The 12,113-nt window shown below is 71.8% G+C and carries 15 protein-coding genes and 1 pseudogene; 9 read left to right on the top strand and 7 right to left on the bottom strand.

The window, feature by feature from the left end; all coding sequences use genetic code 11:
* Positions 1-21 precede the first annotated feature (21 nt).
* From QMK24_RS21960 to QMK24_RS21940, 5 genes are all read right to left on the bottom strand, one after another.
* The gene (locus tag QMK24_RS21960; protein ID WP_283468285.1) at positions 22-723 is read right to left on the bottom strand and encodes an urease accessory protein UreF; all 702 of its coding nucleotides are present in this window, start codon (positions 721-723) and stop codon (positions 22-24) included.
* Positions 724-737: 14 nt separating this feature from the next.
* Positions 738-2,459: an urease subunit alpha gene (locus QMK24_RS21955; protein WP_283468279.1), complete on the bottom strand. Its 1,722-nt coding sequence runs from the start codon at positions 2,457-2,459 to the stop codon at positions 738-740.
* Complete coding sequence (locus QMK24_RS21950; RefSeq protein ID WP_283468277.1) at positions 2,452-2,763, bottom strand: urease subunit beta; 312 nt, start codon at positions 2,761-2,763, stop codon at positions 2,452-2,454. The genes QMK24_RS21955 and QMK24_RS21950 overlap by 8 nt, the downstream gene beginning before the upstream one ends.
* A gap of 13 nt (positions 2,764-2,776) precedes the next feature.
* Positions 2,777-3,079: an urease subunit gamma gene (locus QMK24_RS21945; protein ID WP_283468273.1), complete on the bottom strand. Its 303-nt coding sequence runs from the start codon at positions 3,077-3,079 to the stop codon at positions 2,777-2,779.
* Positions 3,080-3,259: 180 nt separating this feature from the next.
* Complete coding sequence (locus QMK24_RS21940) at positions 3,260-3,559, bottom strand: type II toxin-antitoxin system Phd/YefM family antitoxin (RefSeq protein ID WP_283468271.1); 300 nt, start codon at positions 3,557-3,559, stop codon at positions 3,260-3,262.
* Positions 3,560-3,615: 56 nt separating this feature from the next.
* Here QMK24_RS21940 and QMK24_RS21935 point away from each other — a divergent pair, with 56 nt between their 5' ends.
* The 5 genes and pseudogenes from QMK24_RS21935 to QMK24_RS21915 all read left to right on the top strand — a co-directional run bounded on the left by QMK24_RS21935 (position 3,616) and on the right by QMK24_RS21915 (position 6,352).
* Positions 3,616-4,251 carry an ATP-dependent Clp protease proteolytic subunit gene (locus tag QMK24_RS21935; protein WP_283468270.1) on the top strand — a complete coding sequence of 212 codons (636 nt, stop codon included), beginning with the start codon at positions 3,616-3,618 and terminating at the stop codon, positions 4,249-4,251.
* A 5-nt stretch (positions 4,252-4,256) separates the two neighbouring features.
* Entirely contained in the window at positions 4,257-4,562 is a 306-nt protein-coding gene (locus QMK24_RS21930; RefSeq protein ID WP_283468284.1) for a hypothetical protein, read from the top strand.
* 491 nt (positions 4,563-5,053) lie between these two features.
* Positions 5,054-5,524, top strand: coding sequence for a C40 family peptidase (locus tag QMK24_RS21925; protein WP_283468269.1), 471 nt, complete (start codon positions 5,054-5,056; stop codon positions 5,522-5,524).
* 55 nt (positions 5,525-5,579) lie between these two features.
* Positions 5,580-5,723 (top strand): annotated as a pseudogene (locus QMK24_RS21920) (VOC family protein); the annotation flags it as partial.
* Positions 5,720-6,352 (top strand): GNAT family protein, encoded by a 633-nt coding sequence (locus QMK24_RS21915; RefSeq protein ID WP_283468267.1) that lies wholly within the window; start codon positions 5,720-5,722, stop codon positions 6,350-6,352. The pseudogene QMK24_RS21920 and the gene QMK24_RS21915, both read left to right, overlap by 4 nt.
* 42 nt (positions 6,353-6,394) lie before the next feature.
* Here the strand turns inward: QMK24_RS21915 and QMK24_RS21910 are convergent, their stop codons facing one another.
* A complete protein-coding gene (locus tag QMK24_RS21910) occupies positions 6,395-6,823 on the bottom strand; it encodes an ATP-binding protein (RefSeq protein WP_283468265.1) in 429 nt (142 codons plus the stop codon).
* Positions 6,824-7,067: 244 nt separating this feature from the next.
* On the opposite strand from QMK24_RS21910, the gene QMK24_RS21905 reads away from it, so the two are divergent.
* Together QMK24_RS21905 and QMK24_RS21900 are read left to right on the top strand one after the other, a co-directional pair.
* On the top strand, positions 7,068-7,919 hold the full coding sequence (locus QMK24_RS21905) for a helix-turn-helix domain-containing protein (protein WP_283468263.1): 852 nt from the start codon (positions 7,068-7,070) through the stop codon (positions 7,917-7,919).
* An 11-nt stretch (positions 7,920-7,930) separates the two neighbouring features.
* A complete protein-coding gene (locus tag QMK24_RS21900; RefSeq protein WP_283468261.1) occupies positions 7,931-8,167 on the top strand; it encodes a DUF397 domain-containing protein in 237 nt (78 codons plus the stop codon).
* Here QMK24_RS21900 and QMK24_RS21895 read toward each other — a convergent pair.
* Positions 8,135-9,307, bottom strand: a complete 1,173-nt coding sequence (locus QMK24_RS21895; RefSeq protein ID WP_283468260.1) for an 8-amino-7-oxononanoate synthase — start codon at positions 9,305-9,307, stop codon at positions 8,135-8,137. The genes QMK24_RS21900 and QMK24_RS21895 overlap by 33 nt on opposite strands.
* A 191-nt stretch (positions 9,308-9,498) precedes the next feature.
* Between QMK24_RS21895 and bioB the strand changes: the two genes are divergently transcribed.
* A complete protein-coding gene (bioB, locus tag QMK24_RS21890) occupies positions 9,499-10,779 on the top strand; it encodes a biotin synthase BioB (RefSeq protein WP_283468259.1) in 1,281 nt (426 codons plus the stop codon).
* A complete protein-coding gene (locus tag QMK24_RS21885) occupies positions 10,772-12,106 on the top strand; it encodes an adenosylmethionine--8-amino-7-oxononanoate transaminase (protein ID WP_283468256.1) in 1,335 nt (444 codons plus the stop codon). The genes bioB and QMK24_RS21885 overlap by 8 nt, the downstream gene beginning before the upstream one ends.
* Positions 12,107-12,113: the final 7 nt, after the last annotated feature.

The following is a 12,113-nucleotide window of genomic DNA, read 5'->3' as shown; positions in this document are numbered from 1 at the left end:
AAGGGGGACGGCGGGCCGGGGTCAGGAGGCGAAGAGCCGGACGGGCCAGGCGGCGTGCTGCTCGGCGTGGATGTCGAGCAGCGGTGCGGACGCGGCGGGCAGCGCGTGGATTCCCACGGTCGCGGCGCGGGCGGCGGCCTGGGCGGCGCGATCCGCGAGGGCGTCGATTTCGGGGGCGAGGCGGGCCAGCACGGCGCCGACGGAGAAGGGGTCGAGGCCGAGCAGCCGGACGGCGGCGGTGGTGGGGCCGGTGACGGATTCGTAGGCTGCCGCATGTGCGGCGTCCAGCGGGGTCAGTCCCGCGGCGCGGGCGGTGACGCCGAGCACGATCGGCTGGTGGGCGCCGCGCGGACGGGCGGCGGCGAGTCGGTCGAGTTCGGCGGCGGGCCAGGCGGCCCGGGCGGCGCGCATCAGTTGACGGCCGAGTTTGCGGGCCGTGGCGCGCAGCGCGGGGGACGGGGTACGGGCGTCGGCGGCGTCATCGAGCAGGAGCGGGTCGAGACCGCCGGCGGCCGCCGCGGCGAAGGCGGCGGCGACCAGCCCCGAGGTGTGCAGCCGGCCCCGGCAGAAGGCGGCGAGGGTCGCCGGGTCATGGATGAGGCCCGCGGTGACGGCCGCCTCGCCACCACCGGAGTGGGCGTGGCCGCCGGCCGGGAAGCGTCCGTCGGCGAGCAGGAGCAGCGCGGCTCGTGCTGCGGCGGGCGCGGGCGCGGTGTCTGCCATGGTCATCGCGCCGCTCAGAAGAGGAAGTAGCGCTGGGTCATGGGCAGTTCGGCCGCGGGCGCCGGTTCGACGACCTCGCCGTCGATGCGCACCGTGAACGTGTCGGGATCGACCTCGACCCGCGGCAGGGCGTCGTTCTCCCGCATGTCGGCCTTGGTCAGAGCCCGGGTGCTGCGGATCGGCACGAAGCGCTTGCCGAGGCCGAGGCGGTCGGGCAGGTCGTCGTCGAGGGCCGTCTGCGTGACGAAGTTGACGGAGTTCCCGGCCGGGGCGCGGCCGATGGCACCGAACATGGGCCGGGGCAGGACGGGTTGGGGGGTGGGGATGGAGGCGTTGGCGTCGCCCATCTGCGCGTAGGCGATCTGGCCGCCCTTGATGACGAGGTGCGGCTTGACTCCGAAGAACGCCGGTTCCCACAGGACGAGGTCGGCGAGCTTGCCGGTCTCGACCGAGCCGATCTCGTGGTCCATGCCCTGCGCGACAGCTGGGTTGATGGTGTATTTGGCGACATAGCGACGAGCCCGGTGGTTGTCCGCGCGCCCGTCCCCCGGCAGCGATCCGCGGCGCTTCTTCATCACGTGTGCGGTCTGCCAGGTCCGCAGCACGACTTCGCCGATCCGCCCCATGGCCTGGGAGTCGGAGCTGATGATGCTGATCGCCCCGAGGTCGTGGAGGACGTCCTCGGCGGCGATGGTCGAGGGCCGGATGCGCGATTCGGCGAAGGCGAGGTCCTCGGGGACGGACGGGTTGAGGTGGTGGCAGACCATCAGCATGTCGAGGTGCTCCTCGACGGTGTTGACGGTGTGCGGGCGGGTCGGATTGGTCGAGGACGGCAGGACGTTGGGCTGCGAGACGACGGTGATGATGTCGGGCGCGTGCCCGCCGCCCGCGCCTTCGGTGTGGTAGGCGTGGATGCCGCGGCCGGCGATGGCGGCGAGGGTGTCCTCGACGAAGCCGGCCTCGTTCAGGGTGTCGGTGTGGATGGCGAGCTGGGCGCCGGTGGCGTCGCACACCGTCAGGCAGGCGTCGATGGCGGCCGGAGTGGCCCCCCAGTCCTCGTGGATCTTGAAGCCGACGGCGCCGCCGCGCAGCTGGCTGTACATCGCCTCGGAGGAGACGGTGTTGCCCTTGCCGAGCAGTCCGAAGTTGACGGGGAACGTCTCCAGCGCCGCGAACATCCGGGCCAGGTGCCAGGGCCCGGGGGTGACGGTGGTGGCCTTGGTGCCCTCGGCGGGCCCGGTCCCGCCGCCGACGATGGTCGTCACACCGGCGGACAGGGCCTGGTCGACGATGGTCGGCGAGATGAAGTGGACGTGCGCGTCGACCGCTCCGGCGGTGAGGATCCTGCCGTTGCCCGCGATGATCTCGGTCTCGGGTCCGATGACGAGGCCGGGATGCACCCCGTCCATCGTCTCGGGGTTGCCGGCCTTGCCGATCGCGGCGATACGGCCGTCCCGGATCCCGATGTCCGCCTTGACGACACCCCAGTGGTCGAGGATGACGGCTCCGGTGATGACAGTGTCGGGGGTGCCGTCCGCGCGGGTCGCTCGGGACTGCCCCATGGACTCGCGGATCACCTTGCCGCCGCCGAAGACCGCTTCGTCGCCGGAGCCGGCCGGGCCGCCGGACAGATCGCGCTCGACCTCGATCAGCAGGTCGGTGTCGGCGAGCCGGATCCGGTCCCCTGCGGTCGGGCCGAACAGGTCGGCGTATACGGCGCGGGAGAGTTCAGCCATCGAGAGCTCCGGCGGTCTCGCCGCGCAGCCCCGCGACGACGCGCTCGCCCCCGATGGGGACCAGCTCGACCGCTACGGGGATGCCGGGCTCGAACCGTACGGCGGTGCCCGCGGCGATGGACAACCGCAGGCCGTGGGCGGCCGCGCGGTCGAAATCCAGGCCGGGGTTGGCCTCGGCGAAGTGATAGTGCGAGCCGACCTGGACCGGCCGGTCGGCGGTGTTGAGCACCGTCAGCCGGGTGACCGGCTTTCCCGCGTTCAGCGGTACGGGATCATCCGCGTACAGGATCTCTCCGGGGATCATCGGTGGCTCCTCGTCAGACGATCGGGTCGTGCACGGTCACGAGCTTGGTGCCGTCCGGGAAGGTGGCTTCGACCTGCACATCGGGGATCATCTCCGGGATGCCGTCCATGACATCGGCCCGGCCCAGGACCGCGCGGCCCGAGGCCATCAGCTCGGCGACGGTGCGGCCGTCGCGGGCGCCTTCGAGGATGTGCGCGGTGATCAGCGCGATGGCCTCGGGGTGGTTGAGCCGCAGGCCACGGGAACGGCGCCGGTCCGCCACGTCGGCGGCGACGTGGATGAGCAGTCGCTCCTGCTCATGGGGGGTCAGTTGCACGGCCACACCTCACAGTCGATCGGGTGCGGAACCTTAGTTCGGCGGCGTTTCACGGACGTTAACTCACGTTACGCGCAGTGACGATGGTCAGAGCCCGCAGCCTGGCGCGGACAGCGCTCCGCCGGCAACGCCCTTAGAGGTCCTCGAGCGCGCAGGCGCGTTCACCCTCCGCCGAACGTCTCACTCACGGCCCGGTCGCCGATCCCCGGCGGCCGGGCCGCGATGTTCGGCGGCGATGCCGAAGCGGCGCCGTTCGCCCGTGGCGGACGCGCCCGAGCCGATCGAGGAGACCGTACTGATCACCGGCTCCTCGGCCACCGCGTCAAGATCGCGCAGTCGCTGCAGGTCAGCGGCGGAGACCAGGGCGACGAGCGGCCTGCCGTGGCGGGTGAGCACCACCTGCTCGCCGCCGTAGACAACGCGGTTGATGAGTTCCGCGAGCTCCGCACGCGCTTGTGTCACCGGTACTTCATGGGCCATGCTCCCCATCATAACGAGATGTACGTCCTGTACATTTTTTACATGGAGGTGCCGCCATGATCCGACCCACCGCCCGCTACGTCCTGCCCGAGTTCACCGAACGCACCAGCAGCGGGACCCGCACCATGGACCCGTACTCCAAGCTCCTCCAGGAGCGCGTGGTCATCCTCGGGACCCAGATCGACGACACCTCCGCGAACGACGTCATGGCGCAGTTCATCCATCTGGAGAGCTCGGCCCCGGGACAGGACATCTCGCTGTACATCAACTCCCCCGGCGGCTCGTTCACCGCCATGACCGCGATCTACGACACGATGCAGTTCGTCACCTGCGACGTATCCACGGTCTGCATCGGCCAGGCCGCCTCGGCCGCAGCCGTGCTGCTCGCCGCCGGGGCTCCAGGCAAGCGCATGATCACGCCCGGCGCCCGGGTCCTCGTCCACCAGCCGTCCTTCGGGGAGGCGGTCCAGGGCACGATCGCCGATCTGGAGATCCAGGCCCGCGAACTGCTGCGCACCCGCGAGCAGTTGGAGGAACTGCTGGTCCGCCACACCGGTCAGGATCCGGCGCGCGTCAGCGCCGACATCGAGCGCGACATGATCCTCGACGCCACGCAGGCGCTCGCCTACGGGGTGGTCGACCGGGTCACCCTCAGCCGCAAGACCAACGGCACCTCTCCCGGCAGCCGGTGACACCAGTGGTACCGGAACCGCCGCCGCTGCCGGCCCTGACCCGCTCCGAGGGCGAGCTGGTCGACCGTTATCTGGAGATCGTGGACCTGCTGGGCCGGATCAACCCGGCCCGTTCCCGCGACACCTACGGAGCGCTGCGCGCCGCCCAGGCCCTGGTCGGCCGGGCGACGGCGCTGCGCGAGGCGCTGGCGGTGATGCACGCCCGCGGTGAGACCGAGGTGCACACAGCGACGCTCGGGCGGGCGCTGCGTGTCCTGGACGGAGAGCGGCGGGCCTCCCTCGTGGCACTGCCGCCCGCTCCGGGCCGCTGACCGGGCATCAGGAAGCGGGATATTCGGCCACTCGTTCGGAGTAGTCACCTCTAGGCGCAACGGGTGTCCCGAATTGCGCACAGGGCGCCGCCATCTCGCACGGCCGCCGGCTCCGCCCCAGGTCAACCGGTGTACGCCCGGGCGGACACGGCGGCAGACGGCGCTCTGTCCACCCGAATAGGTGACTGGTGACGAGAGTCACAAAAAGCGGTTTCTGCACCGTTCCGGGTGCTTTCGTGAGTCATGCTCCTTTTCGACGACAAGACCCCGCCGCCGTGGCGGGGCGGTCCGAGCGGGCGCCCAATCCTGCCGCCGCGCGGACGACCGGTCGACATGAGTGCAACGGCAGGGACGGAGGACCCGGGCACGACGGGGCCGGCCGATCATCACCAGGCCGCCCTCTTGGGGTGAAGTCGCATCAGCGGCCGGGCATCTTCGCCTACCCGAACCCGACAGGTCATCCTTCGCAGGCGGACGACGAAGGGGCTCGCATGTCCACATTCGGCATGTCCACACGTCTGTCCCGACTGGGGGCCGCCTCGGCCCTCACCGCCGCCGCAGTCGCGGTCCCCGCCCTGCTGCCCGCCACCGCCACCCACGCAGCGGCGGCCACCGTCTCGGCCAAGGCCCTGAGCATCGCGGCGTCCAAGAAGGGCTCCCCGTACCAGTACGGCGCCTCCGGGCCGAGCCGCTTCGACTGCTCCGGGCTCACGCTCTACTCGTTCAAGTACGCCGGCAAGATGCTCCCGCGCACCGCCGCCGCCCAGTACAACAGCACCCGACATATCTCGGCTTCGACCCGACAAGCCGGCGACCTGGTGTTCTTCCACACCGGTAGCAGCGTCTACCACGTCGGCATCTACGCCGGAGGCGACAAGATCTGGCACGCCCCCAAGACCGGAACCCGCGTCCGCCTGGAGACGATCTGGACCGGCAGCGTCTGGTACGGCCGGGTCCGCTGACCCGTCGCGGGGCCCGGACCGGCCGGGCCCCGCACAGCCCGGCGGCGCGCGGCGGCGGCTCACCGGGCTCGGCGCAGCGGTCGTCGGGGACCACCGGACACCGGACGGCTTGGGATGGGTGGTCATGACCGACCCGGAGGGCAACGAGTTCTGCGTCGAGCGCAGCGCCGTCGAACGCGGCCTGGTGGACCCGGCGTGAGCCTCCGGCAGATCCTGCGCGATGTGGAGAAGGGCGTCTTCCCCGCCGCGGACGGCGGCGTGACCATGGTGCCGCAGCCCTCGGAACGGGATGCCGGAGTCTTCTCCTTCACCGCCCACGCGGTCGTGTTCGCCGATACCGACCACGACTGGATGCGCGGTCTGCTCCCTCCCGACGACCTGGCCGCGCCGCTCAGCCCGGCCTTCCTGGACGCGCTGGGCCGGCGGGTCGGCCGGCGCGTGGTGAACATCGACATGATGGTGCTCGCCGAGCCGCTGCCGGGGCCACCGGACCTGCCGCTGGAGCCGACCAGCGACCGCAGCCACCCGCGGATCGTCCGGGCCCTGCTGCACCGCGACGACGTACGGGCCTGGACGACGCCCGGCGGCACCGTCCTGATCGGCCGGGGCGTGGCCGGCCGCTGGGAACCGGCCCTCGAAGTCGATCCCGGCGCCCGCGGAACGGGTCTGGGCCGCCGCCTCGCGCGCGCCGCCCGCCACCTGGTGCCGGACGGGGAGCCGCTGTGGGCCCAGATCGCCCCGGGCAATGCCTCCAGCGTGCGCGCCTTCCTGGCCGCCGGATACGTCCCAGTGGGCGCGGAGGCGATGCTGATCCGCGGCCACGGCTGAATCCCCGGTCACGGCCGATCCCAGGCCACGGCTGAAGCCTGGTCACGGCACCTGGGCCACCCAGGGGAGCATGATCCAGACAGTCTTGCCGCCGTCCGGAGTGGGGGTCACCGAGAGCCGGCCGCCGGACTCTGCGGTGAGGTGACGGATGATGACCATGCCGCGCCCGTTGTCCTGCTGCACGGCGGCGGGCAGCCGCTGGGGCCACCGGGGATGGCTGTCGGTGACCCCGATGCGGAGATGCTCGGCCCGTTCCAGCTGGACGTCCACGGTGAAGGTGGGTGACTGGCCGAGGGTGTGCAGTACGGCGTTGGTGGCGAGTTCGGAGACGATCAGCCGCACGGTGTCCACGGCGGGCGCGTCCTCGGGCATCCCCCAATCCGTCAGCAGCCCGCACACATACCGGCGCGCCGTGGTGACCGAGGCCGGGTCGCTCGGCAGGGTGACGGATGCTTCCTGAAGGTCTGCCATGGCGACGCTGTCCCTTTCCCGCCGTGACCCGAGACTCGCCGTGCGGGCTTGCCCGCAGGGGAGCCGCGAACGGCTGATTCGCGCCAGAGTGCCACCCATGGTGCCGCTATTGCGGGCGATGCACAGCGATATGCATATATCTGTCGCTCAAAGCAGTGAACTCTGATACGCGAGAACGTATTAGGGCGGCAGACTGTCGTACTGGTGACGGTCCGGAGAGTTCACGCAGGAGGAGCGGCAGACGATGCAACAGGTCCCCGCCGTACGACGGCGCAAACTCGGCGCGGAACTCCGGCGCCAACGCGATCTGGCCGGACTGACGAGCGGCGAGGCGGCCCGCCGGGCCGGGTGGCATCAGTCGAAGGTGAGCCGTATCGAGACCGGCCGCAGCGCCGCCCGGCCCGAGGACGTAACCGTCCTGCTGGACATCTACGGGGTACGGGACCGTGAACTGCGGGATCTGCTGGCCACCTTGGCCGGGGAGGGGACACAGCGCGGCTGGTGGCACGATTTCCGGGACGTGCTGCCCCCGGAGTACCGCGATTTCATCAGTCTGGAAACGGGCGCCAGCCGCGCGCGCACGATGGAGAACAGCGTGGTGCCCGGGCTGCTGCAAACGCCGGCGTACGCCCGGGCGCTCACCCGGTCCGTACTTCCCCAGCTGGCGGAGCGGGAAATCGACGCCCTGGTGGATGTGCGGGTGGCGCGGCAGGCGGTGCTGGAGCACGATTCCCCGCTGGAACTGCATGCCCTCCTCGACGAGGCGGTGCTGCGGCGGAAGGTCGGCGGGGAGCCCGTGATGGGGGCGCAGATACAGCATCTCGCGGAAGCCGCCACGATGCCGCAGATACGGCTGCAGGTACTGCCCTTCACCGCGGGCGGCCACATAGGCGTTACCGGATCTTTCGTAATCTTCTCATTTCCGTTCATTGCCGATCTGGACGTTGTTGTTCTCGACCATTTGACGAGTACTCTCTATGTGGATCGGAAAGAGGACATCAGGGCGTACAGCGCCGCGTTCGACCGATTGCGCGCCCACGCCCTGTCCTGTGACGAGTCATTGGCATTCATTTCCGGGATCAACAAGGGCGCGTAGGGACGCACCATATGTCGGTACTTCCTCGGTACGTTTCCTCCAGTTCCACCCTTTGCGCGACGCGGTGGCGGCGCAGCAGCCACAGCACCGCGGCCAACAATTGCGTCGAGACCGCTCAGTTGTCCTCCGGGCTGCTGGCCGTGCGCGACTCCAAGAACCCCCAGGGGCCGGCGCTGCTCTTCGCGTCCGCCGCCTGGTCCGCCTTCGTACGGGCGCTACGCGCGGACGAGTTCGCCGGCCTGCACTGAGCCCGGCGGCGCGGCGCGCACGATCACCTCGACCGCCGCGGCGATCTGCTGGTCCGTCAGATCGCCGCGGGCGGTCAGCCGCAGCCGCGAGATGCCGTCGGGTACCGACGGCGGGCGGAAACAGCCCACCGCCAGGCCCGCGGTCCGGCAGTCCGCCGCCCAGCGCAGCGCGTCCCCGGCCGACGGGGCGCGCACCGCGACCACACAGGCGTCCGGGCTCGCCGACCACAGCCCGGCCGCGGTCAGCCGCTCGTACAGCTGACGCGCCACGGCGCGGGCCCGTTCGGCGCGCTCCGGCTCCCGCCGCAGCAGGCGCAGTGCGCCCAGCGCCGCCCCCGCGGCGGCGGGCGCGAGACCGGTGTCGAAGATGAAGGTGCGGGCGGCGTTCACCAGGTGCTCGATCACCCGGGCCGGGCCGAGCACCACTCCGCCCTGGCTGCCGAGCGATTTGGACAGCGTGGCGGTGACGACCACATCGGGCGCCCCGGCCAGCCCTGCGGCCCAGGCCGCGCCGCGACCGCCCTCGCCCAGCACCCCCAGGCCGTGGGCGTCGTCCACCAGCAGCGCCGCGCCGTGCGCGCGGCACGCGGCGGCCAGAGCGGCCAGCGGGGCCGCGTCGCCGTCGACGGAGAAGACCGAGTCGGAGACGGCGACGGCGGGACCGCCGTGCGCGTCCAGCCCCTTGCGTACCGCTTCCGGATCGCGGTGCGCGACGACCTCGGTGTCCGCGCGCGACAGCCGGCAGCCGTCGATGAGCGAGGCGTGGTTGGAGCTGTCGGACACGATGAGCGTGCCGGGCCCGGTGAGCGCGGTGACGGCGGCCAGGTTCGCGGCGTAGCCGGAGGCGAAGACCAGGGCGGCCTCGAACCCGCAGAAGTCGGCCAGTTCCGCCTCCAGTTCGGTGTGCAGCTCGGTGGTGCCGGTGACCAGCCGGGAGCCGGTGGAGCCCGCGCCCCAGAGCAGACAGGCGTCGGCGCCGGCCCGGGTGACCTCCGGATGGCGGGCCAGCCCGAGATAGTCGTTGCCCGCCAGGTCCAGCAGCGCCGAGTCGGCCGGCCGGGGTCGCAGGGTGCGGACGAGGCCGGCCGAGCGGCGCCGCTCGGCGTGGGCGTCGATCCAGTCGAACGGGTCGCGGCTCATCGGTGTCCCTGGGGTCGGCGGGGCGGATGCTGGGGGGGCCGGCTGGGGCGGCCGGGCCCGGTGCAAGGGCTTGCGAGCAACGTACTGCTCGTGCCGCCAGGACAGGGTGTGGCGATACACACACCTATAGCCACCCCTGTTGTGCGGTCCATCATTGGCTCAGAGCCCTCCGGTGGGCCAGGATCGCCCCTATGGATCTGCTGAACACGCTGGTGGACAAGGGGCTGCGCCGAGAGCTGCCCACCCGGGATGAGGCGCTGGCCGTACTGGCGACCTCCGACGATGACCTGCTCGATGTGGTGACCGCGGCCGGCAAGGTACGGCGCCAGTGGTTCGGGCGCCGTGTGAAGCTCAACTACCTGGTCAACCTCAAGTCGGGGCTGTGCCCCGAGGACTGCTCCTACTGCTCGCAGCGGCTCGGCTCCAAGGCCGGGATCCTGAAGTACACCTGGCTGAAACCGCACGAGGCGGCGGCCGCCGCGACGGCGGGAGTCGCGGGCGGGGCCAAGCGGGTGTGTCTGGTGGCCAGCGGCCGCGGACCCACCGACCGCGATGTGGACCGGGTCTCCCAGACCATTGAGGCGATCAAGGACCAGAACGAGGGCATCGAGGTCTGCGCGTGCCTGGGCCTGCTGTCCGCCGGACAGGCGGACCGGCTGCGCGCCGCGGGCGCGGACGCGTACAACCACAACCTGAACACCTCCGAGGCGACCTACGGGGGCATCACCACCACCCACACGTACGCCGACCGGGTGGACACCGTGCAGCAGGCGCAGGCGGCCGGGCTGTCCGCGTGCTCCGGACTGATCGCGGGCATGGGCGAGTCGGACGCCGACCTGGTGGACGTCGTGTTCGCGCTGCGCGAGCTGGACCCGGACTCGGTGCCGGTCAACTTCCTCATCCCGTTCGAGGGCACCCCGCTGGCCGAGGAGTGGAACCTCACCCCGCAGCGCGCCCTGCGGATCCTGGCGATGGTGCGGTTCGTCTGCCCGGACGTGGAGGTCCGGCTCGCGGGCGGACGCGAGGTGCACCTGCGCTCGATGCAGCCGCTCGCCCTGCACCTGGTGAACTCGATCTTCCTGGGCGACTACCTCACCAGCGAGGGACAGGCCGGCCAGACCGACCTCGACATGATCGCCGACGCCGGGTTCGAGGTGGAGGGCGCCGGCACGGTCACACTCCCCCAGCACCGGGCCGACGTCGCCGCGCACGCGGGCGGCGGCTGCGGTTCGCATGCCGAAGGCGCCGAGGGCGCCGGGTGCGGGTCGCAGAGCGAGGGCGCCGGGTGCGGGTCACACGGTGAGAGCGGCTGCGGTCCCTGCGGGGGCGGCGCGCAGCCGGCCGTGCCCGAGCCGGTCCGGGAACCGGTCCAGTCGCCGGTCCAGGAGCCTGTCACGGCGGGCGCCGCCCGCACCGGCCTGGTCACGGTACGGCGCCGCGGCGCCGGAACGGACCTGCCGCCCAATGCCTGAACCGCTGGCCGCGCTGCCGTCCTCCTCGCACGCGCTGACGCCCGACGCGCTGCTGGCACTGGACCGCCGGCACGTCTGGCATCCCTACGGCCCGATGCCGGGCCGTCAGGAGCCCCTGGTCGTTGAGTCGGCGGCCGGGGTCCGGCTCCGGCTGGCCGCCCCATCGCAGGGGCGAACCGAGCTGATCGACGGCATGTCGTCCTGGTGGGCGGCGATCCACGGCTACAACCACCCGGTGCTGAACGAGGCCGCGCGGGGCCAGCTGGACCGGTTCAGCCATGTGATGTTCGGCGGGCTCACCCATGAGCCCGCCGTCCGGCTCGCGACCCGGCTGGTGGAGATCACCCCGGAACCGTTGCAGCATGTCTTCCTCACCGACTCCGGGTCGGTGTCGGTCGAGGTCGCCGTGAAGATGTGCCTGCAGTACTGGCGCTCGCTCGGCCGGCCGGCCAAGCAACGGCTGCTGACCTGGCGCGGCGGCTATCACGGGGACACCTGGCTGCCGATGTCGGTGTGCGACCCCGACGGCGGGATGCACGACCTGTGGTCGGGTGCGCTCCCCCGGCAGATCTTCGCCGACCCGCCACCGCCCGGTTTCGGCGCGGAGCCCGACCCCGGTTACGCGGCGCACCTGCGCGAGCTGATCGGCCGTCATGCCGACGAGCTCGCGGCAGTGATCGTCGAGCCGGTGGTGCAGGGCGCGGGCGGGATGGCCTTCCACTCCCCCGGCTATCTGCGGGTACTGCGCGAGGCGTGCGACGAGCACGGCGTGCTGCTGATCTTCGACGAGATCGCCACCGGCTTCGGGCGTACCGGCGCGCTCTTCGCGGCGGAGCACGCCGGAGTCTCGCCCGACGTCATGTGCCTGGGCAAGGCGCTGACCGGCGGCTATCTGACGATGGCGGCGACGCTGTGCACCTCGGAGGTCGCCCAGGGCATCTCCAGCGGCGACGTACCGGTGCTCGCGCACGGTCCGACGTTCATGGGCAATCCGCTCGCGGCGGCCGTCGCCTGCGCCTCGATCGACCTGCTGCTGTCCCAGGACTGGGCGGGCGAGGTCAAACGGATCGAGACGGGGCTGCTCGACGGACTGGCGCCCGCCGCCGGGCTGCCGGGTGTGCGGGACGTGCGGGTACTGGGGGCGATCGGCGTCGTCCAGCTCGACCACCAGGTCGACATGGCCGCGGCCACCCGGGCCGCGGTGGGGGCGGGTGTATGGCTGCGGCCGTTCCGTGATCTGGTGTACACCATGCCGCCCTACGTCACAGGGGACAAGGACGTGGCGCGGATCTGCGCGGCGGTCGTGGCGGCCGCGCACGCGGGCTGAGAGCCCG

It is taken from the genome of Streptomyces sp. PH10-H1 (assembly GCF_030063355.1).
GTDB lineage: Bacteria > Actinomycetota > Actinomycetes > Streptomycetales > Streptomycetaceae > Actinacidiphila.
The sequence above is the reverse complement of the archived record's forward strand: the minus strand, read 5'-3'. Positions and strand labels throughout refer to the sequence as shown.

What these genes read in the sequence shown, in the direction of transcription:
- QMK24_RS21935 (WP_283468270.1), top strand. Translation starts at nt 3,616, where the DNA reads ATGATCCGACCCACCGCCCGCTACGTCCTGCCCGAGTTCACCGAACGC.
- QMK24_RS21925 (WP_283468269.1), top strand. Translation starts at nt 5,054, where the DNA reads ATGTCCACATTCGGCATGTCCACACGTCTGTCCCGACTGGGGGCCGCC.
- QMK24_RS21895 (WP_283468260.1), bottom strand. Translation starts at nt 9,307, where the DNA reads ATGAGCCGCGACCCGTTCGACTGGATCGACGCCCACGCCGAGCGGCGC.
- QMK24_RS21960 (WP_283468285.1), bottom strand. Translation starts at nt 723, where the DNA reads ATGGCAGACACCGCGCCCGCGCCCGCCGCAGCACGAGCCGCGCTGCTC.
- bioB (WP_283468259.1), top strand. Translation starts at nt 9,499, where the DNA reads ATGGATCTGCTGAACACGCTGGTGGACAAGGGGCTGCGCCGAGAGCTG.
- QMK24_RS21900 (WP_283468261.1), top strand. Translation starts at nt 7,931, where the DNA reads ATGTCGGTACTTCCTCGGTACGTTTCCTCCAGTTCCACCCTTTGCGCG.
- QMK24_RS21910 (WP_283468265.1), bottom strand. Translation starts at nt 6,823, where the DNA reads ATGGCAGACCTTCAGGAAGCATCCGTCACCCTGCCGAGCGACCCGGCC.
- QMK24_RS21905 (WP_283468263.1), top strand. Translation starts at nt 7,068, where the DNA reads ATGCAACAGGTCCCCGCCGTACGACGGCGCAAACTCGGCGCGGAACTC.
- QMK24_RS21885 (WP_283468256.1), top strand. Translation starts at nt 10,772, where the DNA reads ATGCCTGAACCGCTGGCCGCGCTGCCGTCCTCCTCGCACGCGCTGACG.
- QMK24_RS21950 (WP_283468277.1), bottom strand. Translation starts at nt 2,763, where the DNA reads ATGATCCCCGGAGAGATCCTGTACGCGGATGATCCCGTACCGCTGAAC.
- QMK24_RS21955 (WP_283468279.1), bottom strand. Translation starts at nt 2,459, where the DNA reads ATGGCTGAACTCTCCCGCGCCGTATACGCCGACCTGTTCGGCCCGACC.
- QMK24_RS21940 (WP_283468271.1), bottom strand. Translation starts at nt 3,559, where the DNA reads ATGGCCCATGAAGTACCGGTGACACAAGCGCGTGCGGAGCTCGCGGAA.